General features: G+C 33.8%; 19 protein-coding genes. 15 read left to right on the top strand and 4 right to left on the bottom strand.

Annotated features, from left to right (window positions below; genetic code table 11):
- The first annotated feature begins 24 nt into the window (after positions 1 to 24).
- Entirely contained in the window at positions 25 to 411 is a 387-nt protein-coding gene (locus AQ616_RS15020) for a hypothetical protein (protein ID WP_017795449.1), read from the top strand.
- A 32-nt stretch (positions 412 to 443) separates the two neighbouring features.
- Positions 444 to 980: a P-loop NTPase family protein gene (locus tag AQ616_RS15015; protein WP_069686141.1), complete on the top strand. Its 537-nt coding sequence runs from the start codon at positions 444 to 446 to the stop codon at positions 978 to 980.
- A 27-nt stretch (positions 981 to 1,007) separates the two neighbouring features.
- Here the strand turns inward: AQ616_RS15015 and AQ616_RS15010 are convergent, their stop codons facing one another.
- Positions 1,008 to 1,190: a hypothetical protein gene (locus AQ616_RS15010; protein ID WP_017795451.1), complete on the bottom strand. Its 183-nt coding sequence runs from the start codon at positions 1,188 to 1,190 to the stop codon at positions 1,008 to 1,010.
- 130 nt (positions 1,191 to 1,320) lie between these two features.
- Between AQ616_RS15010 and AQ616_RS15005 the strand changes: the two genes are divergently transcribed.
- From AQ616_RS15005 to AQ616_RS14975, 7 genes are all read left to right on the top strand, one after another.
- Positions 1,321 to 2,085 (top strand): MerR family transcriptional regulator, encoded by a 765-nt coding sequence (locus AQ616_RS15005; protein WP_017795452.1) that lies wholly within the window; start codon positions 1,321 to 1,323, stop codon positions 2,083 to 2,085.
- Between the two features lie 175 nt (positions 2,086 to 2,260).
- A complete protein-coding gene (locus AQ616_RS15000) occupies positions 2,261 to 2,905 on the top strand; it encodes a hypothetical protein (RefSeq protein WP_069686140.1) in 645 nt (214 codons plus the stop codon).
- 45 nt (positions 2,906 to 2,950) lie between these two features.
- On the top strand, positions 2,951 to 3,430 hold the full coding sequence (locus AQ616_RS14995) for a nucleoside deaminase (RefSeq protein WP_069686139.1): 480 nt from the start codon (positions 2,951 to 2,953) through the stop codon (positions 3,428 to 3,430).
- Positions 3,431 to 3,523: 93 nt separating this feature from the next.
- Positions 3,524 to 4,339: an NUDIX domain-containing protein gene (locus tag AQ616_RS14990; RefSeq protein ID WP_017795455.1), complete on the top strand. Its 816-nt coding sequence runs from the start codon at positions 3,524 to 3,526 to the stop codon at positions 4,337 to 4,339.
- Positions 4,340 to 4,400: 61 nt separating this feature from the next.
- On the top strand, positions 4,401 to 5,864 hold the full coding sequence (locus AQ616_RS14985; RefSeq protein WP_017795456.1) for a nicotinate phosphoribosyltransferase: 1,464 nt from the start codon (positions 4,401 to 4,403) through the stop codon (positions 5,862 to 5,864).
- A gap of 18 nt (positions 5,865 to 5,882) precedes the next feature.
- Positions 5,883 to 6,710 carry an ammonia-dependent NAD(+) synthetase gene (nadE, locus tag AQ616_RS14980; RefSeq protein WP_017795457.1) on the top strand — a complete coding sequence of 276 codons (828 nt, stop codon included), beginning with the start codon at positions 5,883 to 5,885 and terminating at the stop codon, positions 6,708 to 6,710.
- A 272-nt stretch (positions 6,711 to 6,982) separates the two neighbouring features.
- Positions 6,983 to 8,113 (top strand): CAP domain-containing protein, encoded by a 1,131-nt coding sequence (locus AQ616_RS14975; RefSeq protein ID WP_069686138.1) that lies wholly within the window; start codon positions 6,983 to 6,985, stop codon positions 8,111 to 8,113.
- Between the two features lie 289 nt (positions 8,114 to 8,402).
- On the opposite strand, the gene AQ616_RS14970 is transcribed toward AQ616_RS14975, so the two are convergent.
- The 3 genes from AQ616_RS14970 to AQ616_RS14960 all read right to left on the bottom strand — a co-directional run bounded on the left by AQ616_RS14970 (position 8,403) and on the right by AQ616_RS14960 (position 10,717).
- On the bottom strand, positions 8,403 to 9,245 hold the full coding sequence (locus tag AQ616_RS14970; RefSeq protein WP_069686137.1) for an aldo/keto reductase: 843 nt from the start codon (positions 9,243 to 9,245) through the stop codon (positions 8,403 to 8,405).
- A 249-nt stretch (positions 9,246 to 9,494) separates the two neighbouring features.
- Complete coding sequence (locus AQ616_RS14965) at positions 9,495 to 9,848, bottom strand: nuclear transport factor 2 family protein (protein ID WP_017795460.1); 354 nt, start codon at positions 9,846 to 9,848, stop codon at positions 9,495 to 9,497.
- 68 nt (positions 9,849 to 9,916) lie between these two features.
- Positions 9,917 to 10,717, bottom strand: a complete 801-nt coding sequence (locus AQ616_RS14960; RefSeq protein ID WP_017795461.1) for an AraC family transcriptional regulator — start codon at positions 10,715 to 10,717, stop codon at positions 9,917 to 9,919.
- Positions 10,718 to 10,940: 223 nt separating this feature from the next.
- Here AQ616_RS14960 and AQ616_RS20105 point away from each other — a divergent pair, with 223 nt between their 5' ends.
- The 6 genes from AQ616_RS20105 to AQ616_RS14935 all read left to right on the top strand — a co-directional run bounded on the left by AQ616_RS20105 (position 10,941) and on the right by AQ616_RS14935 (position 16,598).
- Entirely contained in the window at positions 10,941 to 11,075 is a 135-nt protein-coding gene (locus AQ616_RS20105; RefSeq protein ID WP_017795462.1) for an RAxF-45 family protein, read from the top strand.
- A 139-nt stretch (positions 11,076 to 11,214) separates the two neighbouring features.
- The gene (gene abc-f, locus AQ616_RS14955; RefSeq protein ID WP_069686136.1) at positions 11,215 to 13,101 is read left to right on the top strand and encodes a ribosomal protection-like ABC-F family protein; all 1,887 of its coding nucleotides are present in this window, start codon (positions 11,215 to 11,217) and stop codon (positions 13,099 to 13,101) included.
- 171 nt (positions 13,102 to 13,272) lie between these two features.
- Positions 13,273 to 14,433 (top strand): AI-2E family transporter, encoded by a 1,161-nt coding sequence (locus tag AQ616_RS14950; protein ID WP_017795464.1) that lies wholly within the window; start codon positions 13,273 to 13,275, stop codon positions 14,431 to 14,433.
- Positions 14,434 to 14,764: 331 nt separating this feature from the next.
- Positions 14,765 to 15,136: a GntR family transcriptional regulator gene (locus AQ616_RS14945; RefSeq protein WP_017795465.1), complete on the top strand. Its 372-nt coding sequence runs from the start codon at positions 14,765 to 14,767 to the stop codon at positions 15,134 to 15,136.
- A 6-nt stretch (positions 15,137 to 15,142) separates the two neighbouring features.
- Positions 15,143 to 16,009 carry an ABC transporter ATP-binding protein gene (locus AQ616_RS14940; RefSeq protein ID WP_017795466.1) on the top strand — a complete coding sequence of 289 codons (867 nt, stop codon included), beginning with the start codon at positions 15,143 to 15,145 and terminating at the stop codon, positions 16,007 to 16,009.
- Positions 16,002 to 16,598, top strand: a complete 597-nt coding sequence (locus AQ616_RS14935; RefSeq protein WP_069686135.1) for an ABC-2 transporter permease — start codon at positions 16,002 to 16,004, stop codon at positions 16,596 to 16,598. Before AQ616_RS14940 ends, AQ616_RS14935 begins: the two co-directional genes overlap by 8 nt.
- Positions 16,599 to 16,616: the final 18 nt, after the last annotated feature.

Here is a 16,616-nt window from a genome sequence, read left to right as displayed (position 1 = left end):
TATAAACGAAAGGAGGGGAAAGAATTGGAACTATACACTGTTATTGCTTTTATCGTTGTTATTTTGTTTTTGGTTGTTGCACTATTTCAAATTCTATTGGTTATTGGCTGTCCATTAGGTGAGTTTGCCTTAGGAGGAATGTATAAGGTTTTGCCTAAGAAGTTGCGATTTATAAGTGGTATTAATGCTTTAGTACTGTTGGTTATGTGTGGAGTATTTGCTGCTTACACTGGTTTGTGGAGTGTATCCTCTTCTATTAATTTCCACATGATGGCCAGTATTATCACAGGGTTCTTAGTGTTAAACACGATTGCCAACCTTTTTTCGAGGAGTAAAAAAGAAAAGTATGTTATGACACCCTTATCTGGGGTAATGTTTTTATTTTGTTTGTATCTCGTTTTGTTTACATAAAATATTAAAAGGATTGAAGGGGTCTCTAAGGAATGAGTAAGGTACATATAATTGGTTCAGTGGGTAGTGGAAAAACTACCATGGCAAGAGCAATAAAAACGATTTTGGATATTCCTCATATAGAGTTAGACAATATTGTTTGGATACGAGATAGTGCAGGGGATAGAAGGAGAGATTTGGAGGATAGAGATGCTTTATTACAGTCTTATGTTCAACAAAATCATTGGGTTATAGAAGGTGTTCATATTTCCTGGGTGAATTCTAGCTTAGAAAATGCAGATGCAATCATCTTTTTAGATATGCCATACTATATACGAATCTATCGAATCATACGTCGGTTCATATTGCAGAAGTTAGGAAAAGAATCAGCCAATTATAAACCAACATTATCCATGTTTTTTCATATGATTCGGTGGAATCATGATTTTGAAAATAAAAGTAGGGAAACTATTCTAACTCAATTACAACCTTATCGTGAAAAAGTACATATTCTACGATATTCTAAAGAAGTAGAAAATTTCTTGCATCATTCAACGGTGTTATGTAAAGCAAATGAGAAGATACTATGAAGATGAGTAAGCCTGAAAAATACAGGCTTATTCTGTTTTTATAGAGAAGTATACAATTAACCCTATAGTTGTTGCTAGTAAAATCGCAAATATAGAAACAAATAAGTATCCGACTGGTATTGATACGACAAAAAAGTCGATAATGAACAACAAGAATACTAATATAATCGAAATCGTATAGGTACTGAGTGTAACTTTTCGTTTATTCATGATGTGTCCCCTTTCGGATTGTCCTTAAGTTCTGTTTACCCGATGAACTTTTTTTTGAAACAAATTAAAAGATGGTATTGACCTTTACGCAACGTAAACCCTTAAACTGAAATTGTCAGGAGGTGATGAAGTGGATTATACGGTGAAGCAAGTGGCAAAAATATCGGGTGTTAGTGCACGAACATTGCGATATTATGATCAAATTAATTTGCTCAAGCCGAAGTTGGTGAATGATTCTGGTTATCGCATTTATGGAGAGGAAGAAATTAATCGTCTGCAGCAAATACTCCTTTATCGGTCAATGGGTATGAAGCTGAATCAAATCCAATCTGTTCTTGATGATTCAACCTTTGATATTCATAACGCTTTAAAAGAACATCGTAAACAACTGCTGGCACAACGGAAGCAAATTGACCACTTATTACTGACTGTCGATAAGACAATACGTTATCAAAAAGGAGAATTGAATATGTCTAATAAAGAGAAGTTCGAAGGGTTTAAGAAAGAACGACTGGAAGAGAATGAGAAGGTATTTGGCAATGAAATTCGTCAAAAATATGGGGAAGAGACAGTAAATACCTCTAATCAACAATGGATGAATATGAGTGAAGAAGAATTCAAACAAATGCAAGAGATAGAAAATGAATTGTTTTTGTCATTAGATAAATTATATCAATCAAAAGATTTAGATTCCAAAGAAGCGAAACAAGTTTTTGACCTTCATAAGAATTGGTTAATGTTTAGTTGGGCGGAATACTCTGCTGAAGCACACAAAGGGTTAGCGGAAATGTATGTAGCAGATGATCGTTTTAGAAAGTATTATAACGAAAAGGCTGATAAAGAAATTGTAGATTTACTTCGCGACATAATAGTGAAGTATGCGAACCAACAGTAATTGATTAAAAAGAGCCTCTAGTCATTGGTACTAGAGGCTTATAAAATTTTTTAGAAACTTTTTTAGCGCTGAATCGTACAACAGTTGATAATTTTTTTAATGATGAAAGGATGCAAAAGGTCGTCTGTAAAAAAATTAGATTTTAAATTGTAGAATTAAGTTTGGGGGGGCCATTGTGGAATCTATATTCACTTACCAATGGGAGATATTTATCGCAGCAGAAATCTTATCTGTGATAATGCTCTTGTTATTTGGAATAACAAGATATCTTCTAGATAGAAAACAGCTTAGTGTCATTTTTATAATTTTATTTTTAGTACTTCTTATTATGGAAGCTATACTTGGTATTTGGGTTTATCAACAAACGGGAGAAATTTCTAACTTTCAAATCATTATTACAATATTTGTAGTTTATGCTTGTACATTTGGTATCACCGATTTTAAACGGTTAGATCGCTGGATGAGAAAAATAATAGGAAAATGGAGAAGCAAAGAACTCTTAACGGAAAGAGATAGAGCGATAATGGCAAAACAAAAGAATCCAACGTATATTGCCAGAAAATATCGTTATTCTTCTATCATTCATCTTATTATTTTTGCTTCTGTCCAATTCATTTTATGGATATATGGACTAGGTGGTACGGAAAGTATTTTGGATTATATCACCGACTTATCATGGATTGAAAATGGTGACTATAGACAATCTCCATATGCGAACGAAACAGCATTTGGATTATCCATGGTTTGGGGGATTATTTTTATTGTTGATTTTATTTATTCATGGTCGTATACTATCTTTCCAAGTAAAGAGGAGAAATAATTCCGATAATTTGGTAAACTGTTATAAAGGGGTGAAGAAGATAGCATGCAAATAAATCAAAATCATCATCTATTTATGGCAAAGGCTATTGAGTTAGCGGTTAGTAACATCTCTCAAGGTGGGGGACCTTTTGGAGCAGTCATTGTAAAAGATAATGAAATAATAGCTGAAGGGTCAAATCAAGTAACCAATCACAATGATCCAACTGCACATGCCGAAGTTCAAGCAATACGCCAAGCTTGCGAGAAGCTTTCGACGTTTGAATTAAATGGCTGTACCCTTTATACAAGTTGTGAACCATGTCCAATGTGTTTAGGTGCAATCTATTGGGCGAGAATCGATGCGGTATATTATGGGGCTAATCGGAAAGATGCTGCCAAAATTAATTTTGATGACGATTTAATCTATCAAGAAATTGAACTTTTGCCCAGCGCACGCAAACTTCCGTTTATCACAATTCCTACAAACGATTCCTTACTTCCATTTGAAACATGGGAAAAGTATACGAAAAAGACTCATTATTAGATGTCAAATATGAATTTGACATCTTCTTTTTTTGACGTATAATAATTAGTAATTATAAAATTACAAATTACTTCTGAAAATTGAGGTGAAGTTATGCCCAAATTCGATCAAGAACAAGAGTTTTTCCAACCGCACACTACAAATAATTATATAACTCCAGATGGGTATACAAGCGATATTGCTGTTTTTACAATCGTATCAGATACGATCGGTGAGAATGCAAGCAGACGAAAAGTACTACCGAAAAAATTATTAAAACTACTTTTAATTCGTAGAGTTGAAATAGACAAGCATGGAAATCCAAATGTTGAGGGTGGGAAATGGGCTTTGCCAGGAGGTTTTGTGGATGCAAAACAGCAGGAGACGGCCCATGAATCAGCTATAAGAGAATTAGATGAAGAAACTGGTGTAGATAAAGTATACCTAAAACATTTTGGTGTTTATGATGCATGGGGGCGTGATCCAAGAGGGTGGATTATATCCAATGCGCACTACGCTATTGTTCCTGAAGATAAATTAACTAATTGCAAAGCAGCAGACGATGCAGCTGAAGTAAAATTGTTTTCTATCGAAGAAGCATTTGCATTATCATTAGCGTTCGATCATCGTCAAATTATTGAAGATGCCTTAAAGCGGATTGAAAGAGATATGTTGAATACAGATATAGCGAAGAATTTTTTATTACATGAATTTACTTTGTCAGAACTTCAAGGAGTATTACTTACGGTATCCGATCATCCAAAAATAGCAAATAAATCTGTTTTCTTCACGAAAGCACCGAAGCTACCTTTTATAGAAAAAGTAGTTGATGAAACTGGAAATTGGAAGAAAACAGCACGCAATTCTTATCGCCCATCTCAATTATATCGCTTTACGAATCAAGTAATAGTACCATCCATCTGGGAATAAATTGATTTTCGCGCTTATGAATATATAGAAAGTAGCGCATTCTATATTTAGGAGGAGAACTATGAATTATATCGATGACAGCTTGGCACTACATACAGACTTATATCAAATTAATATGGCAGAAACATATTGGAATGATGGGGTTCATAACAGGAAAGCTGTGTTTGACCTTTATTTCCGTAATCTCCCATTTGGCAACGGATATGGCGTATATGCTGGATTAGAACGAATAATTGAATATATGAATAATTTTCGATTTACAGATGCAGACCTAACTTATTTAAGAGAGATTGGTTATCAAGATGATTTCATTGAATATTTAAAAAGTATACGCTTTACTGGTGCAATTAAGTCAATGAAAGAAGGTGAAATCGTATTTGCGAATGAGCCGATTCTTCGGGTAGAGGCTAGTCTTGCTGAGGCACAATTATTAGAAACGGCTTTATTAAATATTATTAATTACCAAACGCTTATTGCTACCAAAGCATCACGTATTCGTCAGCTTGTAGGAGATCAGCTTGTAATGGAATTTGGAACGAGAAGAGCACAGGAAATGGATGCAGCAGTTTGGGGTACACGAGCAGCATTTATTGGAGGATTTAGTGCAACAAGTAATGTCCGTGCAGGAAAATTATTTGGAATCCCTGTTTCAGGAACCCATGCGCATTCGATGATCCAAGCATATCGAGATGAATATAAAGCGTTTATGAAGTACGCAGAACGACATAAAGACTGCGTGTTTCTTGTAGATACATACGATACATTACGGTCAGGAGTTCCCAATGCAATCAAAGCAGCAAAAGATTTAGGCGATAGTATCAATTTCCAAGGAATACGATTAGATAGCGGAGATTTAGCTTATTTGTCAAAAGAAGCAAGAAGAATGCTTGATGATGCTGGTTTTCCTAATGCAAAAATTTATGCATCGAATGATTTAGATGAATATACCATTGCAAGTCTTCTCGCACAAGGGGCGAAAATTGATGTGTGGGGAATTGGTACAAAGCTAATTACTGCATATGATCAGCCTGCACTTGGGGCAGTTTATAAACTTGTGTCAATTGAAGATGAAAATGGTGAGATGAAAGACACCATTAAATTATCTGGAAACCCAGAAAAAATGACAACACCAGCTATGAAAAAGGTTTACCGAATAATAAATAAGGAAAATCAACATAGTGAAGGAGATTATCTTACGCTTGAAAATGAGCATCCAAATGAACAAGAAGAAGTAATGTTATTCCATCCGGTACATACGTACTATAAAAAGTTTGTTACTAATTTTGAAGCTGTAAATCTTCATCATGATATTTTCGTCGATGGGGAGATTGTTTATGAATGTCCTGATCTCTCAGAAATTCAAGCGTTTACTGCGAATCAACTCAATTTATTCTGGGATGAGTACAAAAGAACAAACTATCCAGCAGAGTATCCAGTCGATTTAAGTGAAGCATTATGGAATAACAAGATGAATCATATCGAACGAGTGAAACAAGCAGTAAAAGATAAAATTAATAAAAGATAAATTGAAGGAGGAATAAGTATGAGCGATTTGCAAAAAACTATTATTGAAGATCTGCATGTAGAACCTGAAATTGATCCAAAAGAAGAAATTCGTAAGCGAGTTGACTTTTTAAAAGCGTATCTAAAAAAACATTCATTCTCAAAGGGATATGTACTAGGTATGTCTGGTGGACAAGATTCTACATTACTATCAAAGCTTACTCAAATCGCTGTAAATGAACTAAACAAGGAAAACGCTACAGATACATACCAGTTTATTGGTATGAAGTTACCTTATGGTGTTCAAAAAGATGCGGGTGATGTGGATGATGCCATTAAGTTTGTTGAACCAAGTAAAGTAGTAACAGTAAATATTAAAGAATCTGTAGATGCAAGTGTGAAAGCTTTACAAGAAGCAAATGTAGAAATTAATGATTTCCTAAAAGGGAATGAGAAAGCAAGGGAACGCATGAAAGCTCAGTATAGTGTAGCAGGAGCACTTCATTGTTTTGTCTTAGGAACTGATCATGCTGCAGAAGCGGTAACAGGTTTCTTTACGAAACATGGTGATGGCGCTTGTGATTTAGCACCTTTATTTGGTCTTAATAAACGTCAAGGAAAACAGATGTTAATCGAATTAAACTGTCCCGAGCATCTATATAATAAGAAGCCGACTGCCGATTTAGAAGATGATCGTCCAGCTCTACCAGATGAAGAAGCATTGGGAGTTACTTATGAAGAAATTGATGATTTCTTAGAAGGAAAAGAAGTTTCGAAAGACGGTAAAAAAATAATTGAAGGACATTATCTAAAAACCATGCATAAACGTGAAGGCGAAGTAACGTTATATGATCAATGGTGGAAGTAAAAATAGTAAAGAATGAGCGCATACAAGCTCATTCTTTTTTGGTTGACTTGTTACTATACTCCAGACTAGTAGTATGATTTTAGCTAAAAATGAACAGACTTAGAGTGAAAAAGAAGCTATAAGTTGCGTTATAGTTAACTCTAAGTTATAAAATAATAATATAAAAGTGGGAAAAAGCTTTAATCTATTAATATAAATAAAAACCTAGGATAAAGCAATTAACCCAATGAAAATCCAAATATCAAAAGGTTGGGATAGAAATTTTAAAGCGCTTGTTTTTACTGCTGTTAATTATAATATTGGCTTTTTGGACAAAACCATATTGGGAAGATACCGTACGTGAAATTATTCCTGAATCAGTTAGTGATACTTTTCATTCCGCAACGGATCTTGCTACTCAAAATATAGATTATGAAATTAACTTTGACTTTGATAGAGTGAAAGATCAAGTCTCTATGCTTTACTCCTCTGTAATTGATTCTATTCAAAATTCAGAACAAGAACCAGAACCAGAACCAGTAGAAAAGCCTGAACTGACAACTCCTGATGAACAATCATTTTCTGTTGGGAATGTAGAACTTGGAGATACAAAAGCTGTGGTTGAAGAAATGTATGGAGAACCTATGCGTGAAAATGAAAATGAGTATGGAGTAAAATGGTCGACCTATCATGAAAACTATCAAAATTTTATGATGGTTGCATATGATGAGCAAGACGTTGTGCGAGGGTTATTTACCAATCAGGATTTGATTTCTTCCCAGCATGACTTAGAATTAGGTGTTCCGAAATCGGCTGTAAATGAAACACTAGGTGAGCCGGAAGAAGTAATTCGTAACGGTTGGTTTAATTATCAAATCAACAGCAAAGGAGAATATGATATCTATCACATGGATGGGAGTTATGTTACTATTTTCTACGATATTCATGAAGATGATGAAATGACGGCTATTCAATTAATAGATGAGAACTTAGAATCCTCAAAAAGAGCGCTCTATACACCAAGTAGTGAGCCATTAAAAGAAGGTTTTGAATATCAGTTATTTGACTTAACCAATGCTACTCGGGTAAACCATGGTTTATCTGTCCTAGAATGGAACGAAGACGTAAGGGGAACTGCAAGGGATCACAGTACGGATATGGCAGAGAATCAATATTTTAGTCATACTAATCTAGAAGGCGAATCTCCTTTTGATCGAATGCGAGAAGATGAAATTTCATTCATAAGTGCTGGAGAAAATCTAGCTTATGGGCAGTTCAGTAGTATTTTTGCTCATCAAGGTTTAATGAATTCGCAAGGTCATCGTGAGAATATAGTAAACAATAGATTTACCGAGTTAGGAATTGGTGTTGACTTTAACGAAGACAATCAGCCGTTTTATACGGAGAATTTTCTAGATAAGTAATTATGTATTTTGATCGTTTGGAGTTGATAGCCAAGCGATTTTTTATTAGTTATGGATAAAAGAATTTGAATGATCTAAGCTTTGAAAATCGCCCACTAAATTAGATAACTTCATCTATCTGATTGGGTGGGCGATTAGTGAATCTACGTATGCTTAAGAATTGGAGTATTTCTATTGAACAAATAAATGTTTTTCTAAGATCGTTTTAGTTAATAGAAGCACTCTATTGTACAATTTAATACTTTTCTGAATGTGTTATGGTTAATAAGAAGCCCTTAATGTATATAACCTAAAACTCTTCATAAACTGCTGGGTCTTGATCTTTCATGCGACCATCAGCTTTTGACAATTGATTTATGATAGACATTTCTTCGTTGGATAGTTCAAAATCAAAAATTGAAATGTTTTCAAGCTGTCTTGAAGGCGTCGCAGATTTAGGTATAGCAATCGCATCGAGTTGATAATGCCAACGCAATATAATTTGAGATACCGTTCGATTATGGTTCTTAGCAATCTCCTGTAAAACAAGGTGATCTAGCACATCATTAGTGCGTGCCAATGGACTCCAAGATTCAGTTACAATTTGATGATCTTGATGCCATTTTCGTTGCTCCTCTTGGTTAAAGAAAGGATGTAATTCAATCTGATTTATAGTTGGTAATACCCCAGTTTCTTTTTTAAGTCGTTCTAAATGATTTGGGAGAAAATTGCATACTCCGATAGAACGAATATAACCCCAGCGCTTCGCATCAATTAACGCTTGCCATGCTTCTACATATACATCCTGAATTGGATTTGGCCAGTGAATAAGATATAAGTCATAATAATCAAGGTTTGCTCGATATAAGGATTCTTGAATCGTAGTAACTGCCTTATCATAATGATGATATCGACCTGGGAGCTTAGAAGTAATAAGCAATTGTTCTCGAGGTGTGGAACTTCGTCTAACAGCTTCCCCAATAGTTCCTTCATTCTCATAATTATAGGCAGTATCAATTAAGCGATATCCATTATCGATGGCATTATTGATGGCTTGTACACCATCGTTACCATTCAAACGATAGGTTCCAAAACCTACTTTCGGAATAGTTAGTCCATCATGTAATGTAATGTTTGGGATCTGATTTGCCATGTAATCCTCTCCTTCCATATATAAACTTTAGATTACTCTTCAATTAACGAAAATTCAAACCATTTACATGAGTTCAAACAAGGTTATGAATAATTTAGTACACTTTAATCAAACGCTTGATTAAAGGAGTTAGACTGGTAAAAGTTGATTGAAAAATTATAGGTGCCCTTACAAAATTGCTAAACCCAAAAACATAAAAACCGAATAGTAAAAGAGTAAATCCATTTACCATTCGGTTTTTATGTTTTATTAATTGTTTATTGGAATCATAAAAGCTGTCAGATTGTTGATTTTATTATCCGTAAAAGTGTAGATGTCACAAAACCCATAGGCGTTCACGTTACCATTTTCATCTGAGAAACTCATCTCACCTTCTACAATTGCTGAATTTTTATCTGTGAATATACGGTTGACCTCATATTTATCAGCTACAACTCCGCGCATTGGTTCCATGTTGTTAATAAAAGCTTCTCTGCCTTGTAATGAGGAATCACCTATTTGATTTAATACTACATCATCTGTAATATGATCGTATAAAAAATCAACATCTCCTACAGAAAATGCTTTATTGATTTGCTCTATAAATACCGAATCGATCGACATCACATCTCCTCCTTCATTTTCATATTTATAAAGCCATTTTAAATAATTATGGAGGTTTCTATTTCTTTTCATTTGCTAACTTTGCTACTATTCCTCTCTCTTGTTATAAAGTTTTGCATGAGCAATGAAAGAGAAACTAAAATTGGTGGATCGGAAATCCTAGGTTCATGAAGGATTAAATGTTCGGGTGAAAGTTTTGATATTCCATCGACTGTAATAGGGTCTACTTTTCGCACTCGCAATGTGTGATGAGGTATGAGAATAGATGTAGAAGTACTACTCCATGGAAACCCCGTTGCCATAAGATAATAAATTCCTATAGGGATATTTTTGAGATGAAAATTGCCTGTATTCCTAAGTACCGTTCCAACTATAGGTAGCCCTTCTGGTATTGGTTTAGAGAAAAGGCCAATAAAGATAATGCCTTCAAATTCCGTTTCAGCTTTAATAGTTCCAGCTAGAGTATTTGTAACTGGAGAGTGTAATTTCAATTGTTCAGTAGGTAATTGTTCAATTTGTTTTACATATTCCCCTGTGGTATTGTACATTCTGCGAAATTGATTTGGAGAGACACCAACACTTTTAGTAAATCGAGAAGTAAAGGTACCTAAGCTTTGCTGTCCTACTTCTAATCCAATATCACGAATGGTGAAGTTAGTTTGTAATAGTAATTCCTTTGCTTTTTGTAAGCGTACGGAAGAAATATAGTATTGCGGCGATACGCCAACGTGTTTTTTAAAAACACGCGAAAAGTGATAAGGACTATAGGCTGCATATTGAGCAAGCTTAGATAAAGTTAAATCCTCATCTATATGTTGATGAATATAGAGTAGTGTATGTTGGATGGAATCGTTTTGAAACGTAGTCAATAGTGTGGCACCTCCCAAGAAACATCTATAATACATATTCCATTAAAAGAGAAAAAACCCTTTATAAAAATAATTATTCAACAGTATAGAATCTTCCTAGCTTTCACTTTAGAAAAAGTATCTTGGAAATAAGATAATATAAGTTCGTGAATTTTACCTTGTTATTGAATTTTTTTTACAGTATAATCAAATTATTCGAAGAAATGGACGGAGGTGAGTAGAGATGTTTTTTCATGAAATGATGCGTGCGAATTGGATAGAGTTCCTTTATTTTTGTCGTGCGAAATTTGCTGTAGTTGCTAGCAACGGGATACGTGTGTCCTTTTTTAGTAACTTAATAAAAGTGAATGAATCGTGAAAAAGCATCTCTACATGCACGTAAGAAGTAACTCCTATTAAAATATGGAACTTTTTTAGCACAAAGAGGTTACGATGCTCTTTGTGCTTTTTCTTTTTATTGTCATGAGAGGTGACTTGAAAGTAAAGGAGATATTTACATGATTACGTGTAGTATACAAAATATTAAAAAGATGTACGGTGGAAATATTATTTTTGAAGGGATTAATCTGGAAATAAATGAAAAAGAAAGAGTTGGACTCGTTGGTAGAAATGGAGCTGGAAAATCGACGTTGCTCAGATTGATGGCAAAGATAGAAGAACCTGATGAAGGTAAGGTTCATTGGAAAAAGAATATCCAAGTTGGTTATTTAGCACAAATACAGGACGAAATGAATGGGTTAACCGTTTATCATGTATTGAAAAATGCATTTGAGACTCTAAACGACTTAGAAAAGCAAATGCAAGAATATGAGGAAAAGATGCAAGACCCTTTAAATGAAAATGTATCAGATATCATTATCCAATATGGAGAGGTTCAAGAACGATTCTCTTTTTTAGGTGGCTATGAAATAGAAGCGCAAATTGAAAAAGTCTGCCGAGGATTAAATATAATTTCATTGTTAGAGCTGTCTTTTCAACAATTGAGCGGAGGGGAAAAGACAAAGGTTGCCTTGGCAACAATCTTATTGAAACAACCTGATCTTCTCTTGTTAGATGAACCAACCAATCATCTTGATTTAGTTGCAGTTGAATGGTTAGCTTCATTTCTAGACGATTATCCGGGCACGGTGGTTATCGTGTCTCATGATCGTTACTTTTTGGATGAAACAATAACCAAAATTATTGATTTAGAAGATGGAGAGGCAGTTATTTATGAAACCAATTTTAGTAATCACATAAAGGAAAAGGAATCCAGGTTGTTAAAAGAGTTCCAAGACTATCAAGAACAGCAAAAGAAAATTAAAAAAATGAGAGAGGCTATAAAACGACTACGTGAATGGGCAAATCGTGCTAATCCACCAAATGAAGGCTTGCATAAACGTGCAAGAAATATGGAACGTGCTATAGAACGAATGGAAAAGATAGATAAACCACTACTTCATCGTAATAAGATGGGGTTAGATATGGAAACAACAGATAGAAGTGGAAAAGACGTTGTTAGAATGGAAGACGTAAAGAAGCGATTTGAAAACCATCTACTCTTTGAACATGTTGAAATGCACATTCGTTATCAAGAGAGAGTAGCAATTATAGGAGAAAATGGAACAGGGAAATCTACCTTGATTAAAATGTTATTACAGTCTCAACACCCTGATGCTGGAGCTGTTTATATCGGTAATAATGTAAAGATAGGTTATCTATCGCAACATATTTTCCAAGATATCGATCCTGCTTTAACGGTAATAGAAGCCTTTCGTAATGAAGTAGCTGTTGTAGAAGGAAAGGCAAGACATATACTTGCGCGATTTTTATTTTATGGATATGCGGTGTTTCGTAGGGTCTCTGAACTGAGTGGAGGAGAAAAGATGCGACTTCGATTAGCTCAACTTATGTATCAAGATATGAATACACTCATATTAGACGAACCAACGAATCATCTCGATATAGATTCCCGAGAAGTGCTAGAAGAAGCTCTAGAAAACTTCCAAGGGACAATAATTGCAGTAAGTCATGACCGATACTTCCTAGATAAGATATTTCAACGAATCTATTGGATAGAAGATAAAAAGGTCCATGTTTACGATGGAAATTACTCTTGGGCTAGAGAAAAAATGAGAGAGCAACGTTTGAAATTAAAAGATATGCTGGTGACGCGGGATAATAAAACAAATATAGATATCTCACCGTCACAAGTGCATAAACAATTAAAGGGAAATGACAAGAAAATTCTTCTGGAGGAGATCGATAACCTGGAGAAAGAATTGATTATTATCGAAAGAAAGATGGAAGTATCAACCGATGTGGATCAATTAATGCAGCTTCAAGAAAAAAAGGAAGAGATTGAAGAGCTCTGGGAGAAGAAATATCTTTTAATAGAAAAGTAAAATTATAGTAAAAAAGGCAGGTATTGTAGGCGGTTCCTGCCTTTTTATGCTAGGATATAAGTAGGAGGTTAAAACTACTTCCTTATGGAAAAAATAAATATTATATCATATTCTAATAATTAATATTATTCATTTATTGCTATTGAATTTACTGTTAAAGAAGGTGCCGATTTGGGAATTAATGATAACAAAATAGGATTATTTAAACGTTTTTTTCTTAACAATCGCTTTGTGTTATTTCTCACAATTCTATTGTTAATTGGTTTAAACATACTTATCTTCACAAATATTTCTTTTGTATTTACACCTTTTGTTGTGCTTGTGAAAACAGTAGTTTTGCCTTTAGTATTATCAGCAATAGCTTACTATCTATTAAATCCAATTGTAAATTATTTAGAGAAGAAAAATATAAAACGGATCTACTCGATATTTGGTTTGTTTATTATAATTATTGGCCTTCTGACAGTTCTAATTGTTTCAGTTATTCCGGTTCTACGCGAACAAATAATGAGTTTAATTGAAAATTTACCTCCTTTTATTAATGATATTGAAGATATGGTAGAGAGTTTAGTAGGAAGTCAAGTGATAAATCAGTCTCAAATATTGAGTAGTTTAGATATTTCTAGTTTCGTTACACAGATATCTGAGAAGTCATTAGACTTGGTAGACACTGCCTTTAGTAATATTGGTGGTGTGATAGGAGCGGTTACAGAAATTGTCCTTGCAATTGTAACGTTACCTTTTATTTTGTTTTATTTATTAAAAGATGGAGATAAACTACCAGGATATTTCCTTAAGTTTTTACCAGTATCATTACGTGATCAAACATATACAGTGCTTAAAGAGATGAATACACAAATTAGTGCATATATTAGAGGACAGATTATCGTTGCTTTTTGTATCGGCCTTTTAATGTATATAGGTTTTACTATTATTCAATTGGATTATGCTCCAGTACTAGCATTAATTGCTGCATTTACAAATGTAGTGCCTTATTTAGGACCAGCGATTGCTATAACTCCTGCATTAATCGTTGCTCTGGTAACTTCCCCTTTTATGTTGTTCAAATTAATTGCGGTATGGACAGTAGTACAGCTGATAGAAGGAAAGTTTATTTCTCCGCAAATTATGGGAAGAAATCTACGTGTTCATCCCATTACAATTATCTTTATCATTTTAACTGCTGGTAACCTATTTGGAGTAGTTGGTATCTTGTTAGCAGTACCAGGCTATGCTATATTAAAGGTTATTATTACGCATCTATTTGAATTCTTTAAACGAAGAAGTAACTTATACAATGAGGATAATATGTCTCAGGAATCAAAACAATAAAAGCGATGATAAGGAAAAGTAAATCGCAGCAAGGTAGCAGTAAACATCGTTCAAGAAGATCCGCATATTAAGTGGATGCAAAGGGCAATTATCTAAGAACTTTCTATGAAAAAGTAATCTCGGCCAAAATCGGGGTTGCTTTTTTAATTTATATAATTATTGCATCTTTCATAAAGTGTGTATATAATGTATATACTGTATATATACATTATTCATCTAAACAATGTCTAATCAGAAGGAGAGGATACCTTTAACGAAAATATGTTAACTATTAATTACTAGATACTCAATTGAACCATATATAAAAAACATAAAATTAAGAGGGATTAGCATGAAAGTAATAATTTCAAACAGCTCAAAAGAGCCTATTTATGAACAAATCACGAATCAAATTAAATCGTTAATCTTATCAGGTGAATTGCAAGAGGGGGCTGCATTACCTTCTATACGCCAACTTGCAAAAGATTTGAAGATAAGTGTAATCACTACAAAACGTGCTTATGAAGAACTAGAAAAAGATGAATTTATTTATTCTATCGTCGGTAAAGGATCGTTTGTAGCGGAGCAAAATCTAGAGGTTATTCGTGAAAAAAAATTAAAAGTAATTGAAGAACAATTAAATGCTGTCATTACAAACAGTAAAGAGATAGGTCTATCATTAGAAGATTTACAACAATTATTAGACATTTTATATGAGGAGTGAACTATATTGGAGAATGTGGTGGAGATAACGAATTTGTCGAAAGAATTGAAAGGTTTTTCTATTAGAAATATGGACTTACATATTAAAAAGGGATTTATTACTGGATTTATCGGTGCAAATGGGGCGGGAAAATCTACTACAATTAAATTGATGATGAATTTATTGCGACCTGACAGTGGAGAAGTGAAAGTGTTTGGTTTGGATTATGCGATGCATGAAAAAGAAATTAAAGAGCGTATTGGCTTTGTTTATGATGGAAATGTGTTTTTTGAAGGATTAAATCTAAAAGATATTAAGCGGATTGTTGCGCCAGCTTATAAGAGATGGGATGATAAAATCTTTCATCAATATGTGAAGCAATTTGATCTACCTCTAAACAAACCAATAAAGAATTTTTCCAAGGGAATGCAAATGAAGGCGTCTCTAGCTATAGCTTTATCCCATCATGCGGAACTCATTATTATGGATGAGCCTACATCTGGACTAGATCCAATTTTTCGTAGAGAGCTGTTATCTATATTACAAGATTTGATGGTAGATGGAAATCGTACTATTTTCTTTTCAACACATATCACATCTGATTTAGATAGAATAGCAGATTATATATCATTTATTCGGAATGGAGAAATTGTATTTACACAAACAATTCATGGAGTCTCAGAAAGTTATGCATTAGTAAAGGGCGGGGTAGAACTTTTAGATAGAGATACGGAGCAGTACTTTGAAGAAATACAACGTTCATCTACAGGGTTTGAGGCATTAACGAGTGATGTTGATCAAGTAAAGCAAATTTTTGGAGATGAAGTTATTATTGATCCAGCTTCTCTTGAAGATATTATGTTTTATTTAAAAGGGGGTAAACAGCATGTTTAATCTGATTAAAAGAGATTTAATCCTTCAGAAGAAGCTAATAATCTTATATATGCTTATCTCAATTGGTTTTATTATGTTAGATAAACATCATCCTGCATTTATATTTTTAATTTCTAGTATATTTATTCCATTTAATACACATGCCTACGATGAAAAAACGGAAACGAACTTACTTTTGAATTCTCTTCCATATACGCGTAAACAAATTATCGCGGCGAGATATATAGGTGCTGTTGTATATATGTTGTTAGCAATGGGATGGACGAGTATTGGTTTTATTATTTTTGGTAAATCCTTTACATTGACTGATATTGTGATAGGTATAGGCTTATTTCTTACTTTTGTTGCATTTGCATATCCATTATTTTATATCTTTAAACCAGGTTATATTACTATTGTCATTATTATTAGTTTTCTTGTCTTAACTGCTTTGTTACCATTTATTTCTACGCTTTTATCGAAACACGCAACATTTTTAATGCAACTAACCGAAATAATGCTATATATTTTTGGGGCAATGTTCACCATTCTTGTTTATCTACTATCGTGGGGTATTAGCCATTGGATTTACCAACGTAAGGCATTTTAGATATCGTTAAAAAAGGGT

Origin of the sequence: Oceanobacillus sp. E9 (genome assembly GCF_001741975.1) — a bacterium.
Classification (GTDB): Bacteria; Bacillota; Bacilli; order Bacillales; family Amphibacillaceae; genus Oceanobacillus; species Oceanobacillus kimchii.
Note: the sequence above shows the minus strand (reverse complement) of the source record. Positions and strands in the feature narration are given on the sequence as shown.